This window comes from Elusimicrobiota bacterium (genome assembly GCA_016706425.1).
Lineage (GTDB): Bacteria > Elusimicrobiota > Elusimicrobia > FEN-1173 > FEN-1173 > JADJJR01.
The window spans coordinates 801,908-822,227 of the sequence record JADJJR010000001.1 but is presented as its reverse complement, the minus strand read 5'-3'; the positions used below and the strand labels follow the sequence as shown (position 1 = coordinate 822,227).

At 63.7% G+C, this 20,320-nt stretch carries 17 protein-coding genes; 9 read left to right on the top strand and 8 right to left on the bottom strand.

All coding sequences use genetic code 11. The features are described from left to right. The first annotated feature begins 29 nt into the window (after positions 1 to 29). From IPI56_03425 to IPI56_03405, 5 genes are all read left to right on the top strand, one after another. On the top strand, positions 30 to 1,913 hold the full coding sequence (locus tag IPI56_03425; protein ID MBK7544793.1) for an LTA synthase family protein: 1,884 nt from the start codon (positions 30 to 32) through the stop codon (positions 1,911 to 1,913). A gap of 26 nt (positions 1,914 to 1,939) precedes the next feature. Continuing rightward, positions 1,940 to 2,788, top strand: a complete 849-nt coding sequence (locus IPI56_03420; protein ID MBK7544792.1) for a chemotaxis protein — start codon at positions 1,940 to 1,942, stop codon at positions 2,786 to 2,788. Next, the gene (locus tag IPI56_03415) at positions 2,785 to 3,735 is read left to right on the top strand and encodes a DUF1722 domain-containing protein (GenBank protein ID MBK7544791.1); all 951 of its coding nucleotides are present in this window, start codon (positions 2,785 to 2,787) and stop codon (positions 3,733 to 3,735) included. Before IPI56_03420 ends, IPI56_03415 begins: the two co-directional genes overlap by 4 nt. 208 nt (positions 3,736 to 3,943) lie before the next feature. Then, positions 3,944 to 5,278 (top strand): ammonium transporter, encoded by a 1,335-nt coding sequence (locus IPI56_03410; GenBank protein ID MBK7544790.1) that lies wholly within the window; start codon positions 3,944 to 3,946, stop codon positions 5,276 to 5,278. Positions 5,279 to 5,288: 10 nt separating this feature from the next. After that, a complete protein-coding gene (locus tag IPI56_03405; protein MBK7544789.1) occupies positions 5,289 to 5,630 on the top strand; it encodes a P-II family nitrogen regulator in 342 nt (113 codons plus the stop codon). 79 nt (positions 5,631 to 5,709) lie between these two features. On the opposite strand, the gene IPI56_03400 is transcribed toward IPI56_03405, so the two are convergent. From IPI56_03400 to IPI56_03380, 5 genes are all read right to left on the bottom strand, one after another. Then, positions 5,710 to 6,618, bottom strand: coding sequence for a ThiF family adenylyltransferase (locus tag IPI56_03400; protein MBK7544788.1), 909 nt, complete (start codon positions 6,616 to 6,618; stop codon positions 5,710 to 5,712). After that, positions 6,587 to 7,405, bottom strand: coding sequence for a hypothetical protein (locus IPI56_03395; GenBank protein ID MBK7544787.1), 819 nt, complete (start codon positions 7,403 to 7,405; stop codon positions 6,587 to 6,589). Before IPI56_03395 ends, IPI56_03400 begins: the two co-directional genes overlap by 32 nt. Continuing rightward, complete coding sequence (locus IPI56_03390) at positions 7,402 to 8,844, bottom strand: GNAT family N-acetyltransferase (protein MBK7544786.1); 1,443 nt, start codon at positions 8,842 to 8,844, stop codon at positions 7,402 to 7,404. Before IPI56_03390 ends, IPI56_03395 begins: the two co-directional genes overlap by 4 nt. Before the next feature lie 117 nt (positions 8,845 to 8,961). Beyond that, the gene (locus tag IPI56_03385) at positions 8,962 to 9,648 is read right to left on the bottom strand and encodes a response regulator transcription factor (GenBank protein ID MBK7544785.1); all 687 of its coding nucleotides are present in this window, start codon (positions 9,646 to 9,648) and stop codon (positions 8,962 to 8,964) included. Beyond that, positions 9,645 to 11,054, bottom strand: a complete 1,410-nt coding sequence (locus IPI56_03380; GenBank protein ID MBK7544784.1) for a HAMP domain-containing histidine kinase — start codon at positions 11,052 to 11,054, stop codon at positions 9,645 to 9,647. Before IPI56_03380 ends, IPI56_03385 begins: the two co-directional genes overlap by 4 nt. A 113-nt stretch (positions 11,055 to 11,167) precedes the next feature. On the opposite strand from IPI56_03380, the gene IPI56_03375 reads away from it, so the two are divergent. Then, a complete protein-coding gene (locus IPI56_03375) occupies positions 11,168 to 12,865 on the top strand; it encodes a ThiF family adenylyltransferase (GenBank protein MBK7544783.1) in 1,698 nt (565 codons plus the stop codon). Between the two features lie 86 nt (positions 12,866 to 12,951). Beyond that, on the top strand, positions 12,952 to 13,992 hold the full coding sequence (locus IPI56_03370; GenBank protein MBK7544782.1) for an NAD(P)-dependent alcohol dehydrogenase: 1,041 nt from the start codon (positions 12,952 to 12,954) through the stop codon (positions 13,990 to 13,992). On the opposite strand, the gene IPI56_03365 is transcribed toward IPI56_03370, so the two are convergent. Beyond that, positions 13,989 to 14,297, bottom strand: coding sequence for a hypothetical protein (locus tag IPI56_03365; GenBank protein MBK7544781.1), 309 nt, complete (start codon positions 14,295 to 14,297; stop codon positions 13,989 to 13,991). The genes IPI56_03370 and IPI56_03365 overlap by 4 nt on opposite strands. 145 nt (positions 14,298 to 14,442) lie before the next feature. On the opposite strand from IPI56_03365, the gene IPI56_03360 reads away from it, so the two are divergent. Further along, entirely contained in the window at positions 14,443 to 15,075 is a 633-nt protein-coding gene (locus tag IPI56_03360) for a hypothetical protein (GenBank protein ID MBK7544780.1), read from the top strand. Here IPI56_03360 and IPI56_03355 read toward each other — a convergent pair. Then, on the bottom strand, positions 14,989 to 17,079 hold the full coding sequence (locus IPI56_03355; GenBank protein ID MBK7544779.1) for a sodium-translocating pyrophosphatase: 2,091 nt from the start codon (positions 17,077 to 17,079) through the stop codon (positions 14,989 to 14,991). The two genes, IPI56_03360 and IPI56_03355, sit on opposite strands and share 87 nt — an antisense overlap. A 70-nt stretch (positions 17,080 to 17,149) precedes the next feature. Between IPI56_03355 and IPI56_03350 the strand changes: the two genes are divergently transcribed. Next, entirely contained in the window at positions 17,150 to 18,406 is a 1,257-nt protein-coding gene (locus tag IPI56_03350) for a peptidoglycan DD-metalloendopeptidase family protein (GenBank protein MBK7544778.1), read from the top strand. A gap of 122 nt (positions 18,407 to 18,528) precedes the next feature. Here the strand turns inward: IPI56_03350 and IPI56_03345 are convergent, their stop codons facing one another. Then, positions 18,529 to 20,301, bottom strand: coding sequence for an adenylyl-sulfate kinase (locus IPI56_03345; GenBank protein ID MBK7544777.1), 1,773 nt, complete (start codon positions 20,299 to 20,301; stop codon positions 18,529 to 18,531). Positions 20,302 to 20,320 lie beyond the last annotated feature (19 nt).

Sequence of the window (20,320 nt, the reverse complement as noted above, 5' to 3'; positions counted from 1 at the left end):
CCTTCGGTGTTATTAGGTAGAATCAACGAATGGGGATCTTGGTCGGCGGTTTGGCTTTGATCGTGTTTCAAATCACGCGATGGGGGCTATTGGTTACCTCCGGGACGGGCCTCGTGCCCTGGGAACTGTGGCCCTCCGTCCTGCTCAAGGGCGCCTGGTTCGACGTCTTGGTCGCCGGGGTTTGGGCTGCCCCGTTTGTCCTTTACGACGCCGCGGTCCCCAACCGCTGGCGCCGCTCCGCTCGCCACAGACCCCTGCGCTTCGCGGTGTTGTGGACCTTTATCTCCTTTCTGCTTTTCACCGCCGTCTTGGAAATCGCCTTTTGGGCCGAGTTCTCGACTCGGTTGAACTTTATCTCCGTCGACTATTTGCTGTACACCCACGAAGTGATCGGCAACCTCCGCCAATCCTATCCGCTCGGCTGGATTTTCTTTTCCATCGGGCTGACCGCGGCGGGAACGTTGTGGAGCCTCCGCGCCCGTGTCATAAAAATCGATGCCCGACCGATCTCCCGGCGCCGCCGCCTGGGGGAAAGCCTATTCGGAGTCGCCCTTCCCCTTTTCGCCGTCCTCTTCGGCAACTTGGATCAGATGAGCGGATTGGGCAACAGCTACGCGGAGGAACTGTCGGGCAACGGGTTTTGGACCTTCGCCGCCGCCCTCCGCCGGAACGAATTGGACTACGACGCCTTCTACCCGACCCTTCCGCAAAAAGAGGCGGACGACGTGTTGGCCGCTCTGCGCGTCGAACGTTCGCCCCTGTCGGAATTGCTGGTCCGGGACATGAACGACGCCGCCGACGACCGAACACCCTTCCACCGCCGCCCCCGCCACGTCGTCTTGATTTCGGTGGAAAGCCTTTCGGCTTCTTTTGTGGGCGCCTACGGGTCCGAGCGGGGTTTGACCCCGAACATCGACCGACTGGCCCGGGAGGGGCTGCTGTTTCGCCGCGTCTACGCCACCGGCACGCGCACGGTGCGCGGGCTCGAGGCGCTTTCCCTGGGAACCCCGCCGGTTCCCGGCCAATCCATCGTCCGACGGCCCCACAACGACCATCTGGCCACCATCGGAGAAATCCTTCGAAAGCAGGGTTTTGCGACGATGTTTTTCTACGGGGGTCGGGGTTATTTCGACAACATGAACGCTTATTTCAGCGGGAACGATTACGAGATCATCGACCGCCCCCGTTTTCCGAAAGACACGGTTGTTTTTGAAAACGCCTGGGGCGTCGCGGACGAAACCCTCTACGCCAACGCCCTGACGACCCTGCGACGCATCCCAAAGGAAAGACCTTTTTTTGCCCACATCATGACGACCTCCAACCACCGCCCCTTCACTTACCCCGACGGCCGCGTGGACATTCCCTCCCCGGGGGGACGGGACGGGGCGGTGAAATACACCGATTTCGCCATCGGCGAATTTGTGTCCGCGGCGGAAAAGGAATCCTGGTTTTACGAAACCCTTTTTGTCATCACGGCGGACCACTGCGCCTCCGCCGCGGGCAAAACCAAATTGCCCTTGGAAAAATACAGGATCCCCCTCATCTTCTACGCGCCCCGGTTGCTGGATCGGGACGTTTTTGAACCCATGGTCAGTCAAATCGATTTGCTCCCGTCTTTGGTGGAGGTCTTGGGCAAACGCGGGGATGATCATTTTTTTGGGCGTTCCTTTTTTGAAGGCGGCCCCCCGCTGGAACGGGCGTTCATCAGCAACTATCAATCGTTGGGCTACGTGCGGGACGGTTTCTTGACGGTCCTGCTTCCCCAAAAGAGGGCGGAGTGTTTTCGACTGAACCCGATCCCCCTGGACGCCACCCCGACGCCCCTGAACACCCGACTTTTCCGGGAAGCCGTGGCCTATTACCAAACGGCCGCCCGCGCGTTCAAAAGCGGCGCGCTTCGTCTTTCAGAATAATTTCTATTCCATTAAGGAGTACGCGCATGGCGACCAAACTGGCGGTGGCGATTGTGCACGGCGTGGGACGGCCCGAGGCCTCCTTCGCCGACGGAATGATGGACGGGCTTCGCAAACGATTCGCCAGGGCCACGGGGCAGGACGGCCTGGTGATGCAACCGGTGTTTTGGGCGCCGGTCATTCAAAACGAGGAGAACACCCTCTGGGCCCGTCTCAAGGCAGGCGGTCCCATGGATTTCGTCAAACTGCGGCGTTTCATGGTGGATTTCGCGGCCGACGCCATCGCCTACCAACCCGCGCCCCGGGAGCGGGACATGTACGACGCGGTGCACGCGGTCGTCGCGCGCGCCCTGCGGGAGCTCGCCGCCGCCGCAGGGCCCCGGGCGCCGCTCTGCGTGATCGCCCACAGCCTTGGCACGGTCATCGCCTCCAATTACGTCTACGATTTGCAGGCCGAACCCCGCCGGCGCATTCTCCCCAAGGCCGTCCGCGCCGTCCTGGAACCCACCCCCCTCGAAAAGGGCGAAACCCTGAGCGGTTTTTACACCCTCGGCAGTCCAATCGCCCTCTGGAGCCTGCGCTACAAAGACTTCGGCCGCCCCATCGCCGTTCCCGCGCCGAAGTTGGCCGGGCACCACCCAAAAATCAAAGGGGAGTGGATCAACATCTACGATCAGGACGACGTCATCGGTTATCCGCTGAAATCCGTCAACGACGCCTACAAAAAAGCCGTCGCGGTGGACCGGGCGGTCAACGCCGGCGGAATTCTGTCCTCATGGAACCCCGCGAGCCACATGGACTACTGGACCGACGACGACGTGCTCGACCCCATCGTGGACTCGCTCGCGAAAATTTACCGTGGGGCCCAACAATGAAAAGCGCCTCCCCCATTCGCCTCGGCGTGTCGTCCTGCCTTTTGGGACAGGAAGTCCGTTACGACGGCGGGCACAAACGGGACGCCTTCCTGACGGACCTTTTAGCGCGTTTTGTGGAGTTCGTGCCTGTCTGCCCGGAGCTGGAATTGGGGCTCGGGGTGCCCCGGGAATCCATCCACCTTGTCCGGCGGGACGGGGAGGTCCGGCTTGTTTCCGTCAAAACCGACAAAGACCTCACCCACGACATGCGCCGCTGGGCCGCGCGCCGGTTGGAGTCCCTGGAGAAACAGGGCCTCACGGGGTATATTTTTAAAAAAGATTCCCCCAGTTGCGGGCTTGAGCGGGTCCGGGTCCACGGCGGCGCGGGGGTCGACAAAAGCGGCACGGGGCTTTTCGCGGCCGCCGTCCGGGAAAGATGGCCCCTGTTGCCGGTGGAGGAAGAGGGGCGGCTCAACGACCCGCGGCTGCGGGAGAACTTCGTCGAACGGGTTTTCGCCCACCACCGCTGGAGTGCCTTCCGGGAAACCGCCCGCAAGGCCGGAGACCTCGTCCGCTTCCACACGGACGAAAAAATGCTTCTGATGGCCCACGAACCCGGGGGTTACCCCGCCCTGGGCCGGTTGGTGGCGGGGGCCAAGGGACGGTTCGCGGCGGCCCTGGCGGACTACGGGGCGCTCTTCATGAAAACCCTCGCCACCCCGATGACGACCCGTCGGCACGTGAACGTTCTGCAGCACGCGGTGGGGTATTTCCGGGGCGTGGCGGGCGAATCCGAACGAAGCGAGCTCGCGCGGTGCGTCGAAGATTACCGCCGCGGCCTCTGCCCCTTGATCGCCCCCATCACGCTGTTGCGGTCGTTGGTGCGCGTTCACGGGATCGCCTACCTCGCCGGGCAAACCTATTTGCACCCCCACCCCAAAGAACTCATGATCCGCAACCACGTTTGATCCGGTTGACAGGGCCGGAAACCCTGGTGTAGAATCCCCCCGCGACACAGCGTTGTGCCGCGGCAACGAAACATCGATGTTCTTCCGGCCGGAAGAACCCCGGAAACACGAGACGACGACGTCTCGCCCTCCGATTCCATCGGGGCGCGAGGCGTTTTTTTTGTTTTCCAGGGGCCCGGTCACAATCCATCTTCGGGGGTTTCACTCTATGAACCTTGTTCAAAAATTGGGGGCCCGCCTCGCGGCCGTGGCCGCGTTCGCGCTCCTCGCCTGTCCCGTGGCGGCGGAAGACGCCGCCGCGGCCACGACCGCCATCAACAGCGGGGATACCGCCTGGGTGTTGGTCTCCGCGGCGTTGGTGCTCATGATGACGCCCGCCCTCGCGTTCTTCTACGGGGGTCTCGTTCGCCGCAAGAACATGCTCTCGGTCCTCATGCAATGCTTCGCGGTCATGGGGCTCGTCACCGTGCAGTGGGTGGTGATCGGTTACAGCCTTTCGTTCGGCCCCAGCCTGAAAGGGCTGATCGGCAACCTGTCCTGGGCGGGCCTCGCGGGCGTGGGCACGGCGCCCAACCCCGATTACGCCGCCACCATCCCCCATCAGGCCTTCATGATCTACCAGTGCATGTTCGCCGTGATCACCCCGGGCCTGATCCTGGGGGCCTTCGCCGAACGGATGAAATTTTCCGGGTACGTCCTCTTTTCACTTCTCTGGACCACATTGGTGTACGACCCCGTGGCCCATTGGGTCTGGGGCGTGGGCGGGTTCATCCGCTCTTGGGGGGCTTTGGACTTCGCGGGCGGGGCGGTGGTGCACGTTAACGCCGGGGCCGCGGCCCTGGCCGCCGCCCTGTTCCTGGGCAAACGGCGCGGCTACCCCGCGCAAATGTCGCCGCCCCACAACCTGCCCCTGGCGGTTTTGGGCGCGGGCCTCTTGTGGTTCGGCTGGTTTGGTTTTAACGGCGGCAGCGCCCTCGGTTCGGGCGCCCTGGCAACGACGGCCTTCGTCAACACGCACATCGCGGCGGCCGCCGCCGGGCTCGTCTGGGCGGGACTCGACGCGATCACCAACCGCCACGCCACCATGCTCGGCACCATCACCGGCGCCGTGGCCGGCCTCGTGGCCATCACCCCGGCGGCCGGCTTCGTCACGCCGCTGGGGGCCCTCGGCATCGGGGTCACCGTGGCGCTCATTTGCTTCGGCTCGGTCATGTACTTGAAGCCGAAGTTGGGCTATGACGACAGCTTGGACGCCTTCGGCGTGCACGGCGTGGGTGGCCTCTGGGGCGCCCTGGCGACGGGCCTGTGGGCCACCAAAGCGGTCAACCCCGCCGGCGCCGACGGCCTCTTCTACGGGGGCCCGGGCCTCTTTTTGATCCAATTGAAGGCGACGCTCGTGACGGGGCTCTATTCCTTCGTCGTGAGTTGGGGCCTGTTGAAACTGACGGACCTCTTGGTGGGTCTGCGGGTATCGGACACGGACGAACGCATCGGCCTCGACCTCACGCAGCATCGTGAGTCGGCCTATACGTTGATCGACTAGGAGACGCGCCATGAAATACATTATCGCCATCATTCAGCCGGACAAGCTGGACGACGTCCTGGCCGCGCTGGAAGCGAAGGAAATCCACATGGTCACCGTCTCCAACGTCATGGGCCGGGGCCGCCAAAAAGGCATTTCCGAGGTCTACCGCAGCCACAAAGAGGGCGGAAGCCTCCTCAAAAAAGTGAAGCTGGAGATCGCGGTCAACGAGGAGTTCGTCCAGCCGACCATGGACGCCATTCAGAAGTCGGCCCTGACGGGAAACGTGGGGGACGGCAAAATCTTCGTTCTGGACCTCGGCCAAATCATGCGCATCCGCACCGGCGAGACCGGGCGTTTGGCCATCGGTTAAAGCCGTTTCAACAAACGCCCCGCCCTTCCCGCGGAGGGAAGGGCGGGGCGTTTTTATTGGCGATCGGGGGCAGCTTCAACTATTTCAAGGCGGCCGCTTGATCCCGGAATTTTCTCGCCAACAACCAGCGTTTTAGCCGCTGGACTGGCCCTCGATTGGCCCACCAAAGCCGTCCCTGCACGTATTTCCGACGGTAAGGGTCGAATTGCGTGAAACACGGGACCGCCCGGGGAGGCCGACGGTTCAAGAGAAGCGCCAGCGCCTCGGTGGCCACCAACCCCGCGGAGAGATCGCAGGCCCCGGCCAATGAGGGCCCGGCCCGTTCCGCGACGCTGACTTTTTTTAAATCCATGTACGCCCAATGGGTTCCCCGCGGCGCCAACCCGACGGCGAAAGCGATCAGCCGATCGAATTTGGACATCCCCGGCCGAAAATCGAAATACCGCTCAAAGCTCATCCCATCGGGCGTGAACACGTGCAAAGTGGCCGAAAACCCGAGGGGCGCCGAAAAGAGAACCGGTTTGCCCAGGGCCCTCGCCCGTTGGTGGATGATCGTTCGCGCGTCGATGGAAAAGAAATCAACGCTGTCGAGCACGACGTCGGCCTCCACCAAAAAGGCGTCCACGTTTTCCGGCCGCACCCCCTGGGGAAACAACCGCAAGTCGACCTCGGGGTTGATGTCCCGAACCCGTTCCGCCATCACGTCCAGTTTTGGACGTCCGATCGTGGAACGGGCGGCCCCCGCCTGTCGGTTCATGTTTGCCAAGCCGAAGGTGTCGAAGTCCGCGAGGGAGAACTTTCCGATTCCCATTCGCGCGAATGTCGTGAGCGCCACACCCCCGACGCCCCCCAGGCCCGCCACCGCCACGCGGCGGTTTCGAAGGGCTTGCTGTTCCTCCGGGCTCACGAGCCCGATGTTCCGACAAAAAGACTCAACGTAGTCGTCCCGCCCAGCGTCAGACGGTGAAGCGGTGTCCGGTTTTTGCATATTCCCTCCGTAAAATGTAGCGGGTCTTTTCATCAAAATGTGCGGCCATGTCGGATTTTTCCACCGTGAAATACCGGAGGGTTTCCGGGGACCAGGGCGTGAGGAGCCGGTTCAATTTTCCTTCTGTCCAAGAGAGCTTTGAATGAAAAAATTCGCGGAGTTCCACGTCCGCCTTTCCGGCCGCTGTCCTTAAATCCAGGAAATGCCCTTGAACCTCCAACCCGTTTCCAGGGGCGTAAGGGACAAAATCCCCAACGGGCTCGAACAAAAGCACGTCGCGATAAAAAGCCGCGTGGGGACGCATCACCGCGCACCCCAAATGGGTGACACCCAACAAATGGGCGTATTCGAAGACCATGTGATACAACCGCATCATCAGGTTGGTGCGCCTGAACTCCGGCGCCACGGCCAGCGCCACGACTTCGGCGAGTCTGTTCCCCCGCCACCGCAAATCGTCCACCGCCTCCCCGCACACCGATTCCATGGGCAATCCCAACGGCGTGTCGAAGATCAGCGTCACCGTACCCAGAAGTTCCCCCGGCTCCGGCCGCTCGGCCAGGAACACTTGGGTTTGTGGCAGGAGGTGGTGTTTCACAAACCGAATCCCCCCCGGGGACGATGCTTGTAAACCAACATCCACATAGGATTGGTACACCAAACCGAAGGATCGTTCCAGGTCGTTCCGGGTCAAAGCGATGGAGTAGCGGATCGCCGGGCCCTCGCCGACGGTTGACAGCCGACGGCGGCGACGGCGCACCAAGCGATCCGGCTTTTCGGGAGGACTCATTGGATCACCCGAATATCCGCCCGCTCGGGCGGCAGGGCTGGAGGAACGAACCGGGCCATGGCGCGGGCGAGTTCACGGACCCCGCCCAAGGAGTGGACGGCGGTTTCGATTTCTTGAAACTTGATCGCGTGGGGCGCCCCGCCCCGCGGCCCGATTTGGAGTCGGGGGCCGATGGGCACGGGGTGCAACCCACGGGACTCCAGAACCCGACGCAGACGAGGGTCGGCCACCATGTGCAAAGTGGTCAACCGAAGCCAACGGGCGATGTCGTAGGCCACGCGAAAGAGCCCGTAAAGGATGAACAGCGCTTTGCGACGCTCCCGAAGGACGAGGCCCGGGTTTTCATCCCATCGGAAATCCACTTTCGCCTTCTTTTCCGTTGAAAGCATGGAATAGAAGACGTCGTGGATGTAACGGCTGTGCTCCCGGGACAGCGCCAGCCGAGACAACTCCCCCACGCGCCGGGACAGCGTCGTCTTATCGGGATATCGGGGGTCGGCCCAATTGAGGCATGGCAACCCTTCGGGTGAATTTTGAATCACCCGCAACGTTGCCACCACCTCGCCCCGGCGGTCCATCGCCGCCACCACAAAGGAATGGGCATCGTAGCGGTCCCGCAAACGTTTGTCGGGATACAATTCGGGCGGATCGAAATCGTTCTCGTCCACAAACACCCGGTAGCGGAGACGGTAAACCGCCTCCAGGAGAGGCTCGGTTCTCGCCACAAAGAAACGAAACCCGCCCAGGGTTAAAACGCGCGATTCCCCCCGATCCGTCGCGATGGAGGGATCGGGCGACCGCCCCGCCTCGTCCCGCGCCAACGACGATCGGGCCAATCCGGCTTCCACACCCTCGACCCGCGCCAAATACGGCGTGTGGCGACCCAGGCAATCCGTTTCCGGGGCCACCGGCTCGAAGGGAACGTGAACGGTCATCAACAGGTGCCACATTTTTCGGTGAGTCATCAGACACCAATGGGTGACTCCCAAATGGACCGAAGCTTCCGACAGGGCCATCAACAAACCCCGGGTCACCGCCAAGCCGTCCCCTTTGGCATCGACGGGGGCAGCGGGGGATTTCGTCCCCCCGTTCTCAACCGCAAAGATGTCTTCGACCCCCTGACGGTGTTCGGGGTCAAGGACCGGGGGGTCCAATTCAGCGGGCTTGAAGCGTCCCGTCCATCCCGGCGGGGGCATGCTCATGGCGCGGGCGGCCGGCAGGCCCATCAGAGAATCCAAAATCAAACGGGCCACCCCCACCACCCCGCCGGCCTGGGTTTGAGCCACGGCGGTCAGGGTGTAGTCCGCGCGGGAGTCTCGGCCTTCCGACGGTTCGACGGCTTGCCCGTGAATGTGGGTTCTGCTGAGGAATTCGTCCGCCCGTTGCAGAAGGTCCGCCCGAGTGGCTACATGGAAGGAATAGTCGCCCAAGGTGATCATGTGACGCTCCAAGGATAGCCCCGCATCTCCTTTGGATCAAGGTGCCGGGGCACAGATCGAAAACCCGGGTGGCCCTTGCGTCAAAGACGTCAAAGGCGGAAGCGAGGGCCCGCGGTTTTACGCGATTTGGATGTATTTGTAACCGATGTCTTTCACGCTGACGATGGCGGCGCCCGCGACACCCAATTTGTCTTTCAGCCGGGAAATGGCCACCGTCACCGTGTGGCGGGAGACGAGACGGTCCTCGCCCCACACGCCCTCCATAAGGGTGTCGTGGGAATGCACGACCCCCGGGCGACGCAAGAAGAAGACAAGCAAATCGAACTCCAGTTTTGACAAATCCACCGGGCGACCGTCCGCGACGACCTCCCGTCGGGCGGGATCGACACGAAGCGAACCGGACGCCAACGTGGACCCCGTTTCCCCGCCGGGACGCGAACGCCGCAGCACCGCCTCCACCCGCGCGGCCAGTTCCTTTTCGGAAAAAGGCTTCGTGACGTAATCGTCAGCGCCCAGGCTCAAGCCTTTGAGCTTGTCTTTTTCCGTGTGAAGGGCGGTCAACAGGATCACCGGCAAAGAGGCGGTGGCCGGATCTTTGCGAACGATTTCCAGCATTTGGAACCCGCTCAGCCCGTCGAGTCCCACGTCCAGGATGACCAAATCGGGCGGGGATTGTTTGACGACTTTCAAGGCGTCTTCGGCGTTGTGCTTCACGGTGACCGCGTGCCCCCGCAGCGTGAGACCGTCTTTAAGAATGCGGGCCAACCCGACATCGTCCTCCACCACCAGCAATCGAACGCTCACGCCCCGGCCTCCTGGGCCGCCGGCAGGGTAAATGAAAACACACACCCCCGACCCGGCTTTGAATCCACCTCGACTCGGCCCCCTTGGGCCGACACAAACGTGCGCACCACGAACAGCCCCACGCCCGCGCCCCGCACGGGGGACGACCCCGCGGGGACGCCGAACTTTTGAAAAAGCCGGTCCTGTCCTTCTTCGGGCAACCCGGGCCCGTTGTCAATGACGCGCACTTCCACGAAACCGTCCCGGGGGTGGACCTCCACGCGCACCCGCCCCTCCTCCGAGGGGGCGTGCTTCAAGGCGTTGGATACCAAATTCGTAAAAATGTGATCGACTTTTTCCCGGTCGGCCCGGACCGTGGAACGGGGGGTTATTTCTTTCTCCAACGCGACGCCTTTTTGCTGGGCCAAAGTGCCGAAGAGTTGGAGGGCCCGCTCCACCGCCGCCGCCAGGTCCACGGCCTCCATGCGGTAAGTGACTTTCCCCGCTTTGATCTTGGCCATGTCGAGCATGTCGTTGACGTAACGCAGGAGCCCGAAAACGTTTTCCCGCACAATGCCGAGGTAGTCTGACTGGACCGGGCTCAAAGGGCCCCGCCCCCCTTCGCGCAGGACGTCAATAACACTTGTGATCGAAGCCAAGGGCGTTCGCAAATCGTGGGTGACCATGGTGAATATGTCGTCTTTCAAACGGTCCAGCTCGCCCAGCCGGGCCGCCATGCCGTTAAAGACGTCGGCCAGTTCCTGCACTTCGCGGCTCGTCCCCCCGCTCACCCGGATGTCGAACCGCCCCTGCCCGATGGCTCGCGTGCCCCGGCTGAGGTCGCGGATGGGCCGCGTCAGGCGTGCCGCGAGGAAAAACGAGAGAAGCAGTCCCAATCCCGTGGCCAAAAGCGCCGCCGACCCGACGCCCAGGAGCACCTTGGCCAGGGATTTCTGAACCAACGACTCCGCGTAGGCCCGTTGCATGCCCAACTCCACCGATCCTCCCCGCGGCAGGGCGGCCGCGCTCACCGTGAAACGCCCGGTGTCCAATTGTTTTTTCCAGTCGGCGACCGACCGGCCGACCCACGACGGGTCGAGATGGGCGCGAATCACCCCCGCCGCGTCCGCGTGGTAGGCGTACTCCACGTCCGTCGAGTCGCGCAAAAGACCCATGTAAACAGACAAGACCGCGGGGTCTTTCTGCTCAAGGGCGGCCTCGCAGGCCGAGGCGAAGGACGCCGCCCGCCGCTGGTTGATGTAGGCGAAGGTGCCGAGCACGTACTGCCGCTGGAACACATAGAGGATCGCCGACAGAACGATGACCGTGAAAAGGGCCAGGAAAAGGTGCGACGCCGTGAATTGCCGCCGCAACGGCCAATCCAGCCAGGCGGAAAAAACGGGTCGGCGGTTCGGGAAAAGGCGCATCCCGTCAGTGTAACGGCCGCGCGGCGGGAATTCAATCCCCAGGACAAATATTTGTAACCCGGCCGTAACACGCCCGAGAGCCCGGCGTAAGGCCGCGATCGTAGACTGGGGGCATGAACGACGTGCGTGAGGAGGAAACCATGGAGCAAGTCCTCGAAAGTGTCAGCGCGGAGAAGCAAGCCGCCCTCGAACAGGCCTACGACTCTCCCTCCTGGTGGTACGACGTGCGCGGGTTCTTCATATTGACATTCAGTTACAACAGCTCTCTGTGGCGCCAAATTGATTTTTTTGAAAAAAACATTTCGGAAGAACACCTGGAGGTCGCCATCGGCAGCGGCACCCTGCTGTCGATGATCCTGGCCTGGCACCGCCTGCGGGGCGGCCGCGTGGGCCGATTGATCGGCGTCGACTACGCCGCCCCCATGCTGGCCGGCGCCCGGCGGCGCTTTAAAAACAATCCCCGCGTGCGCTTGGAACAACGCGACGTCGCCCACCTGGCCGACCCGGACAACACCTACCGTTCGGCCAACATCGCCAACGCGATCCACTGCTTTCCGGACGTGGACGGCGGCCTGCGTGAAATCTTCCGCGTCCTGCGCCCCGGCGCGACGCTGCGTTTCAACGCCCTTTTGGTGCCCGACCGGGGCCCACGGTTTCTGCGGGCCATCGCCGCGCGCATCAACGCGTGGGGAGCGCGCAAGGGCATCCTTCACCGTCCGTACACGACGGAAGACATCCTGGCCCGCGCCCGGTCCGCGGGGTTCACCGTCGAATCGGCCGTCCGGGCCGGGCATTCGCTCGAAGTCGTGGCCGGCAAACCCTCCGCCCTGGCCGTCGGCGCGGTGGTTGCGCGTCCGGCCCTGCCGGAAGCGGACCGCTTTTACCGGGAGGCTTTTCAACGCAACGTGGGCATTCTTTCGGAAGCGTCCATGGAACGGCTGCGCAACGCCTGCGTCGCGGTTCCCGGACTGGGGGGCGTCGGCGGGCAGCACGCGCTGTCTTTGACGCGGATGGGCGTGGGGCACCTCAAGCTCGCCGACATGGACCAGTTCGAATGGGCCAACCTCAACCGCCAGGCGGGGGCCAACGCCCGGACGATCGGCCGAAACAAAATCGACGTCATGATGGAGCAGACGACGGCCATCAACCCGCATTTGCACGTCGAGGCGTTCCCCAACGGGGTCACCGAGGGCAACATGGAGGAATTTTTGGCGGGCGCGGACGCCGTCGTCGACGGCCTGGACGGTTTTAGCGTCCGCGTCCGCCGCCGGATGTTCCAGGCGGCGAGGAAGAAAGGCATCCCCGTGGTGACCGCCGGGCCCATGGGGTACGCCGCGGCCCTGCTGGTGTTCACCCCCGATGGGATGAGCGCGGACGATTACTTCGATTGGCGCGACGGGATGAGCGACCTGGAACTCCTGATCGCGTTTTTTGCGGGACTATCGCCGACCCTGCCCCACTTGCGCTACATGGACCCGACCCGGGTGGATCTGGCCGAACACCGGGGCCCTTCCATCAACGCGGCCTGCCTGTTGTGCGCGGGGTTGGCGACCACGGAAATCGTCCGCTGCCTCACCGAACCCGAGCGGGTCCGCCCGGTGCCCTACTACACCACCTACGACCCCTACCTGCGCACCCTCGACACGGGCCGCCTGTGGTGGGGGAACCGATCCCCCTGGCGGCGTCTCGGGCGCTGGTGGGCCTACCGCCGCCTGGAGGCGGCCCGGGGGGAGTTGACCCGGCATTGGGGCAAGGACCGGTCCCCGGAAACCGCCACGCCGACCGCCGGCGACGGACCGGCGGCTCTCTAACCCGAATTCCCCGCCTTTCATCGGCCTCGGGTTTTCTCATGGGCCGATATGATTTACAATGGCCCCGTTCACCCCAGGAGGCCTTCATGATCCCCGTTCGTGGTTACGCCGCGCCCCAACCGGGCGCCCCCCTTAAGCCCCACGCCTTTGAACGCCGGTCCCCCGTCCGCCATGACGTCGTGATCGACATTTTGTATTGCGGAATTTGCCACAGCGACATCCACTCCGCCCGCGGCGAATGGGGCGAGGGAACATTTCCCCTGGTGCCCGGCCACGAGATCGTCGGGCGCGTGAGCGGCCGGGGCCCCAAAACCCGCCGGTTCAAGGTCGGTGACGTGGTGGGCGTGGGTTGTTACGTGGAGTCCTGCGGGGCCTGCCCTTCTTGTCGCTCGAATTTGGAACAGCATTGCGCCCGGGGCCCCGTCTTCACCTACGGGGACAAAGACCGATTCGGCCGCACCACCCAGGGCGGATACTCCACCCGCATCGTGGTGGATGAAAATTACGTCTTGCGGATTCCGCGCGGCCTCCCGCCGGACAAGGCGGCCCCGCTCCTTTGCGCCGGCATCACGACTTATTCCCCCCTGCGCCGTTGGAACATCGGCCCCGGCAAAACCCTGGGCGTCGTCGGCCTCGGCGGCCTGGGGCACATGGCGGTCAAGTTCGGCGCGGCGATGGGAGCCCGGGTCCTCGTGATCAGCACGTCCCCCCGGAAAGCCCCGGAGGCCCGGCGCCTGGGGGCCCGCGGTTTTCTTTTGTCCACCGACAAGAAAGGTCTGGCGAAGCACGCCTCGTCTTTGGATCTCGTGATCGACACGGTGTCCGCGAACCATCCCATGGAACCCTTGTTCGATTTGTTAAAGCGGGACGGCACCCTCGTGATGGTGGGCGCCTCGCCGACGGCGTTGGCGGTGCCCCCCTTTGCGCTGATTTTGGGGCGCAAGCAATTGGCCGGGTCGCTGATCGGCGGCCTTAAGGAGACCCAGGAGATGTTGGATTACTGCGGTCGACGTAAGATCACGCCGGACATCGAGACCATCGCCCCGGCCGAGATCAACCGCGCCTACGCGCGGGTGGTCAAGGGCGATGTGCGGTATCGGTTCGTGATCGACTGCGGAAAGTTTTAGCGAAGAAGCCAGAAACCCGTCGCGCAAGCGACGAGGAGCAAGACCAGAAAAACATCCAAAAGAACCCGCGTCGAGCGGATTTCCCCGCTCAGGCGGCGGAACTCCCGCTCGTGGGCGCCCAACAGGGTTTCGGCCCGCTCCCGCCATTCCTCCAAATCGTCCACCCGCTCGCCCACGCCCGAGGAGGCGCGCGCGGGTTTTTCACGGGCGGGGGGGCGTCCCTTGCCGCTCAAGAGCCGGCTGAACAACGAACCGCTCCCCGCCCCGACAATGGGGGACAAAATCACCGCCAACCAATCGAGCATAGGGTAATTATGGCTTCCGCTTCGTGGAATTTCCAGGGGGGTGTGGAAAAAGGCGATGGGAGGGGGTAGACTTAAGAGAGGGCCCGGGAGGGCCCGCCGCACGCGGCGCCGCCGATCGTTGACGGCGTGGCGCGCGGAGGGCGGCATGAACCGGGCGAAACAGGTGAACCCCTCGTACCCAAGAAAACCGGCGTGGGCCGGGGCGATCCTCCTATTGATTTTTGCCGCTCCCCCCGCGGGTCCCCGGGCCGCCGAGTCCGGTTCCTCCGACCCCGTCGCCCGATATCTTCCCTCGGACAAACACCTGCCCCGCCATCTTCAAGGCCGCCGCCACTGGGACTACCCCTGGCCGTTCCATCTCATCCCCCGGGGTTGGACCACGTTCGATTGGGGAAAACCGGAAATAATCCTGGGCAACCAGCGCGCGCGCAAAGACGGGAAACCGAAACCCATCGGCGAATACGGCAGTTTTCAAATTTCCCGCTACCCGGACCTGCCGCTGCCTTTTTCGTGGTTTCCGATTTACGTGGCGTTCACCACGGGGGACGGCCTGCATTTCCGGATCGGCGCGCGGTGGGACGATGTGGACGCCTACACGCAATTCCCCTCCGTGGCGATCAAGCGGCTGTACATTCGGCGGGGTCCCCGGCCGGTGCCGCCACGGGAGCCCCACGAGCCGGAACCGGCGTTGTCAGACGAAGAGGGGCGCGAAGACGAGGGTGATGGTGGCCAACAGCTTGATGAGAACGTGAAGACTGGGCCCGGCGGTGTCTTTTAGCGGGTCGCCGACGGTGTCGCCCACCACCGCCGCTTGATGGGCCAGGGAGCCTTTGCCGCCGTAGATGGCGTTGGTTTCGACATACTTCTTCGCGTTGTCCCAGGCCCCGCCGGCGTTGTTCATGAACAAGGCCATCAGGATCCCCGTGATCGTGCCGACCATGAGAAACCCGGCGGCCGTCTCGGCGCCGACGCCGAAAGATTTAAAGAGCAAACCCACCCCGATCGGCATGCCCACCACCAGAACGCCCGGCCACACCATTTGCCGGAGCGCCGCCGCCGTCACGATGTCCACGCAACGGGCGTAATCCGGCTCCTGGGTTCCCTGCAGAATGCCCGGCCATTCGGAGAATTGGGCGCGCACCTCGTTGATGACGGCGTAGGCCGCCTTGCCCACCGCGCGCAGGGCCAGGGCGCTGAAAAGGAACACCAACATCGCCCCCAGCAGGGCCCCCACGAACACCTCCACCTTGGCCAGGTCCACGGTCCGGAAGGGCTTGCCGATGAGATGGGTGACTTCGTCCAGATAAGCCGAAAACAGCAGGAAGGCCGCCAGCGCGGCGGACCCCACGGCGTACCCCTTGGTGAGGGCCTTGGTGGTGTTGCCCACGGCGTCGAGACGGTCGGTTTTCCGTCGGATACTGTCGGGCTGGCCGCTCATCTCGACGATGCCGCCCGCGTTGTCGGTGATCGGCCCGAAAGTGTCCATGGACAGCACGTAGGCGCAGGTCGACAGCATGCCCATGGTGGCGATGGCCGTGCCGTAGAGACCGGCGCTCATGGGATCCACCCCCGCGCCGGCCAAGCCGTGGACGCCGCAGAAATACGAACCCACCAGCGCCAGGGCGATCGTCACCACCGGCAGGGCCGTGCTTTCCATTCCGTAACCCAAGCCCGAAATAATGAGGGTGGCGTGGCCCGTCAAGGAGGAGCGGGCGATGTCCCGGACCGGGCGGTACTTCGACTCGGTGTAGTACTGGGTGATCCAGACAAAAATGTAGGACGCCGTCAGGCCGATCAATCCGGCGGCCAACAGCCAGGGGTTGTCTTTCAATAAATAGCGGACGGTGAGATAAAATCCAACCGCGGCGAGCACGCTGGTCACGAGGTAGCCCCGATTGAGGGCCTTCATGGGATCTTCCTGCTCGCCCCGCAAACGCACGGAGAACACGCCGCCGATGGCCGCCAGCAAACCGGCGGCCCGGGCCACCAGCGGGAACAACACCCCGCTCACCCCGAACACCGGGTACAGCGCGGCGCCCAACACCATGGCCCCGATGTTTTCGGCCGCCGTCGATTCAAAAAGGTCCGCGCCGCGCCCCGCGCAATCGCCCACGTTGTCGCCCACCAAATCCGCGATGACCGCGGGGTTCCGGGGATCGTCCTCGGGAATGCCGGCCTCGATTTTGCCGACCAAATCCGCGCCGACGTCCGCGGCCTTGGTGTAGATGCCGCCGCCCAATTGGGCGAAGAGGGCCACGAAACTCGCGCCGAACCCGAAGCCGACGATGCGCAGGGGCACCCGGGTCGGATCAAATTGGCCGCCCATGAACCAGAACAACCCCCCCACCCCCAAAAGGCTCAACGCCACGACGGCCACGCCGCTGACCGCCCCGCCCCGCAGGGCCAGGCGCAGGGCTTCGGGCAAACTCCGTCGGACGGCGCTCGCCACGCGGATGTTGGTGCGGATGGACACCTGCATGCCGATGAACCCGGCCAACAGGGAGGTCGCGGACCCGAGCAGGAACGAGAACGCCGCGTCGAGTCCCTCCGAGGTTTGGCGGCCGAGCAGGGCGTAGAGGGAAAAGATGCCGCCCCCGGTGATCAAGAAAAGGATGGAAATGGTGCGGTTCTGCCGGTTGAGGAACGCCTGGGCGCCGGTGTGGATGGCGGCGGCGATTTTTTGCATCTCCGGCGTGCCCTTGTCCGTTTTGAGAACGTCCCAGGCGAAGTAGGCGGCCACCAGCAACGCGGCCAGACACGTGGCGAAAACAAAAGTGAGCATAGGCCCGATCCCGTTTTTTGAATTAAACTCGACCGCATTCTAGCAATTTGGATCGTGTATAATACCGGCCGTGCGGCAGTATTTGAAACTCATCCGCGAAGACGACGGCCGGCTCAAAGAGCCCGTCCGTCTCGGTTTTTGGGTGACGGCGGTGGCCTGTTTCGGCATCGCGGCCCTCTGGGCTTTCGCTCGCCCCGCCCACCTCCCCATCGCGGGGTCTTTGTCCATCGACGCGGCCCTCAAACCCGTCGAGGGACGGACCACCACGGGGGCCTTCACCCCGGGCAAAATGCTCTTCACCGTTCTCAAAAGCGCCGGGGTTCCCGCGCCCCAGGCCGACGGCATCGCGCGGGCGTTCCAGCCGGTGTTGGATCCCCGCTCGCTCAACGAAGCCGACCGCTACGAACTGCTCCAAACGCCCGATGGGAAGTTTCAACGGCTGTCCATCGCCCGGCGGCTGGAACGCTTCGTCGTGGAAGCCGCCCCCACGGGCTGGGCCGTCCGAAGGGAGCCCGTGCCCCTTAAATCCGTCGAAAAATCCGCCGCGGGCACCCTCGCCGATTCCCTCTGGGTTTCGATGCAGGCCCAGGGCGTGGCCCCGGCGGTCATCGTGGGGCTGGCCGATATCTTCGCCTGGAACATCGATTTCCTCACCGAAACCCGCGGCGGCGACCGTTTCGCCCTTCAATGGAAAGAACAGAGGACACCCGACGGGAAGATCGTCGACGTCAAGATCCTCGGCGCGATTTACGACGGGGAGGCCACCGGGCGGCACGTGGCCGTCCGCTTCATGGACGACTACTACGGTGAAAAAGGCGAATCCCTGCGCAAAGCCTTCCTGCACGCCCCCCTCAATTTCCGACGCATCTCTTCCGGCTTCACCACACGGCGTTTCCACCCCGTGTTCCGCATTTATCGACCCCATCTGGGGACGGACTATGCCGCCCCCACCGGGACCCCGGTGGTGAGCGTCGGCGACGGGACGGTGGTCTTTCGCGGCAAGAAAGGCGGCTTCGGGAATTTGGTGATGGTGCGCCACAACGGCACCTACACATCCTACTACGGCCACCTGTCGCGGTTCGCGAAGGGCCTGTCGGTGGGATCCAAAGTGCGACAGGGCCAGTTGATCGCTTATGTGGGATCAACGGGCATTTCCACCGGTCCGCATCTGCACTTTCAAATGATGAAAAACGGGTCCATGGTTAATTTCTTGACGTTAAAGATGCCGTCCCTGGGTTCCGTGCCCGCGGCTCGGATGAAAGCCTACGAACAACGCCGGGACAACCTCGTGCCGGCGCTCGAAAAACAACTCCCCCCCAACGCGTAGAAACCCAAACCAGGACTTGAGGTGGGTTTTTTTTGCCATTGCTTTTCGTCCCTTTTCTTCGGGTGGGCAAAGTAAAGGGACCCCGGGACTTCTTTGGGATGCCGTTCGAAAAAACCAGTTGGTTACTGCGTGATTAGCCGCTGGAGCAGAAGGGCCGTCACCCGTTCGATGACGGTTTCTTCGGGCTCCTGGCCGGTGAGGCGGAGGTCCGAGGCGGAGACGGCGCCGCCGGCGGGGTTGATCTCCACCACCAGGAGCGGGAAATCCGGGACGAGGGCCTGGACGGCGCCGACGTCCGCCAAACCGATGGCGTTGGTCGTGGACACCACGAGGAGACCGGCGTCCAGGAACAGGTGGGCCACCTCGGCGAAACGGCGCACCAATTCGGACTGGGTCGAGGCCGTCCAGATCAAATCGCTGTCGACGCCCAGAAGCACGTTGGTGCCGTCCAACATATAAACGGCGCGCCCCTTGTCGAAGAGCGCCCGTTCCACGGCGCGGGCGTAGCGGTGTTTGCCGACGCCGGCCTTGCCGACGAACATGACGAGCGCCGCCCGGTGGGCGAACCGGCGCGCGCGGTCCGCCGCCGACACCCCGCCCCGAATCCAATGGAAGTCCCGCAGGCGCGCCTCGGCGCGTAAATCCTCTTTTTCGTCCCTTTCCGCCGCGGTGACAATGCCGCCCCCCGCGATGTCGTAACCGTCCACCAGCACGAATCGCCCCGTGGCTTCGTTCTGGCCGATTTCGTCGAAGGCCACCGGCTGGCGGGTTTCGAGGACGACGTCGGCCACGTCGTGGCGCCCCACGTGGTCCTTGGTCTGGGCGCCCGCGTCCTTGGCCGACGCGTCGATCACCTTGCGGATTTCAAGGAGCCGCACGGGCAGGGCCTGGGTGTGGATCTTGAGCTTGTAGTCGCGGCCTTTTTCCAGGGGCCGCTTGCCCAACCAAATCAGGTTCGCCCGCAAGCGGGTGCTGACCAGGGGCGCTGTCGCCTCGTGGCTCATGATTTCGCCGCGCGTGACGTAAATTTCCTCGGAGAGGGTGAACCCGGTGGACCACCCCGCGTCGATGTCGGTCCGTTCAGGGGCGTTGAAGGCTTCAATGGATTTGATCGTGCTGACCTTGTTGGAAGGTGAGAAAACGACCCGGTCCCCCACCCGCACGCGGCCCGATTCAATGCGCCCCGCCACGATGCGGCGGTCGTCGCCCTGGCTGACGAATTTATAAACGGCTTGCACCGGCAGACGGAGCGGGCGGTCGGCCTTGGGCGGGGCTTTTTCAAAGGCGTCCAGGCACTCCAACAACATGGGGCCGAGGTGCCATTCCATGCGGGTGCTCTTCACGGCCAAGTTTTCCCCGTTGACCGCACTGACAGGGATGAATTGACGAGGTTCGGCCGCGCCGATGCCCTTCAAAAATTCGCGGTACTCTTTTTCGATAGCGCGAAAACGTTCCTCGCTCCGGTCCACCAAATCCATTTTATTGACGCAGACGACGATCTGCCGAATGCCCAACATGGACAGCAGGTAGCCGTGCCGGCGGCTGTTCTCGCGCACGCCCTCCTTGGCGTCGATGACAAGCACCGCCGCTTCGGCGCGGGCCGCGCCGGAAATCATGTTCTTCAGGAATTCGATGTGCCCCGGGGCGTCGATGATGATGTAATCGCGCCGCTCGGTTTTAAAGAACGACCGGGCCGTGTCGATGGTGATGCCCTGGTCTTGTTCGTCGGAGAGCGCGTCCAAGAGGAAGGCGTATTCGAAGGGCTTGCCGGTGCGGGCGCATTCCTTGCGCACGGCCTCGAGCTTCCCCTCGGGCAGGGACCCCGTGTCGGCGAAGAGGCGCCCCACCACGGTGCTTTTGCCGTGGTCCACGTGGCCGACGACCACGATGTTCATTTGCTCGCGGGAGACGACG